The 1897-nt window shown below is 67.9% G+C and carries 3 protein-coding genes; all 3 read right to left on the bottom strand.

The genetic code is table 11. The features are described 5' to 3' along the window. A partial coding sequence (locus G6016_RS16755) for a hypothetical protein (RefSeq protein ID WP_182633725.1) occupies positions 1–314 on the bottom strand: 314 nt, incomplete at its 3' end. A gap of 335 nt (positions 315–649) precedes the next feature. After that, positions 650–1210: a DUF1648 domain-containing protein gene (locus G6016_RS16750; RefSeq protein ID WP_182633724.1), complete on the bottom strand. Its 561-nt coding sequence runs from the start codon at positions 1208–1210 to the stop codon at positions 650–652. 145 nt (positions 1211–1355) lie between these two features. After that, a partial coding sequence (locus tag G6016_RS16745; RefSeq protein WP_182633723.1) for a DUF1648 domain-containing protein occupies positions 1356–1897 on the bottom strand: 542 nt, incomplete at its 5' end.

The following is a 1897-nucleotide window of genomic DNA, read 5'->3' as shown; positions in this document are numbered from 1 at the left end:
CAGTCGCTCGCCCGCCGCGCGAGCAGTGCGGCGCATTCGGTCAGCGCCGGCCCGGACATCAGCCCGCCCGGCACCGCGCTCGCCAGCACCGCCGACATCCCCGACGCCGCCGCCGACGCCTCCTCAAGCGCCTCGACCAGCTCCGACGCCTGCTCGGCGCACTCCTGTCCCGCCACACGGACCTGCCGTGCGTAGCCGTCGATCACGTCCTGCCCGAAAGACAGTGCCGACGCGTCACCCAGCCCGTGCCGCGTTTCCGCCTCGCCCCACGAGGCCGGCACCTGCCACGACCTCGCGCTCCCCTGATCTGTCATCGCCCCGCTCCCCTCCCGGCCCGCACCACCGGGCCGCTCGGGAGATCACGCTAGGGGTATCGCGAAGCGGATCCGGCCCGGCGAGGGAAGCCTGTGTACAGAGGTGACGACCATCCACATGTAGGGCCGCAGACCGCTCGCGCGACGACGTCTTCGCAGGCCACAGGCCACGCCGCAGTGGTCGAACGGATCTCGTGCGGCGGGCGAAATCGAGGGTATAGGCGCAGCGCGGAGGCGTGTGAGCGTGGTCGGGAAAAGTCTTCGGAGCGGGGTGCGGTGGTCTGGCGCGGTGCTGAATGGCGCGGCGCAGTGCGGTCTGGCGCGGCGCGGTGCGGTCAGTCGAGGTCGGCCTGCTCCGTGTAGCGGCCGCTCAGCATCCGCACGATCACCGCACCGATGCCCACCGCCAGGACCACGAGCGTGCCCCACATGTAGACCGAAGACACCCCGTCGCCGCTCGTGATCGCGGCCTGCGTGATCCCCACGTTCGCCATCACCAGCACGGCCAACGTCGCTGCGGCAATCAGCCACAGGTCCTCACGCATAAGACGCTCATACCGACTCAACCGTGGCGCTGTAGCCATCCACCAGTCGCGATTGGGCGAATTGATGAGGGACGGCCACCGCAACGCGATTCGTGACAGAAGTGGCATCGGGAACACCACGATCAGTGGAATCAACAATGCCGTGGCAATCGCCCCGGGCTTGCTCATCCAGCCATCGGCTTGCCCAGACGAGTCGAAATGAGTGGCCACCGACTCGGGCAACACCACGATCTGCCAGACGATCACGCCAAGCCAGGTGACTGTCAATATGGCCACGATGGCCAGGATCCAGGGCGCAGTGGGTTCGCGCGGCAACTCGCGAGCCTCGGCAACAGCCTCACTGATGGTCATGCACGCCACTTTCTCACAGCAGGTTGACCAGTCAGTTAACTATCCCGGTCGTTGGTCGAGCAACTCCTATCTCCCGCGGTCGACTGGTCCGTCTAATCCGGAAAGGCTGGATGGCGCGACGGCGTGGAGGTGTCCGGCTGAGGTACTACCCGTCCAGGTCGGGCTGCTCGGCGTAGCGGCCGCCGAACATACGGACCATGAGCGCGCCCAGCAACATCAGAAACACCACCGTCGGCACTGCCAGCAGCCAGCCCGGCAGCGATTGCCCCGGCGTGGCCGAGGCCTGCGTGATGACCACCTGGATACTGACGAACAGCATCATCATCAGCGCGGTGATCAGCCACAGGTCCTCGCGCAGCAGCCGCTCGAAGCGCCGGATCCGCGGGCCAGTCGCCGTCCACCAATCACGGTTCGGCACGCTCAGCATCTCGGGCCGGCGCAGCGCGAGCAGGGACAGCAACGGCAGCGGCAACGCGGCGACCAGGGGCAGCAGCAGCGAGTACCCCAGGGTCCAGGTCCGCGACGACCACTGCGTCGGCTCGCCCCCGACATCGAACCGGGTGGGCGCCTGCTCGGGCAGCACCGCGACCTGCCAGACCAGCACTCCGAGCCACGCCGCCACCAGCAGGGCATTGAGCCCGAGGATCCAGGGCGTAGTGGGTTCACGCGGCAGCTCGCGTGCGGAAT

This window comes from Dietzia aerolata (assembly GCF_014144865.1).
Taxonomy (GTDB): Bacteria; Actinomycetota; Actinomycetes; order Mycobacteriales; family Mycobacteriaceae; genus Dietzia; species Dietzia aerolata.
Note: the sequence above shows the minus strand (reverse complement) of the source record. Positions and strands in the feature narration are given on the sequence as shown.

What these genes read in the sequence shown, in the direction of transcription:
- G6016_RS16750 (WP_182633724.1), bottom strand. Translation starts at nt 1,210, where the DNA reads ATGACCATCAGTGAGGCTGTTGCCGAGGCTCGCGAGTTGCCGCGCGAA.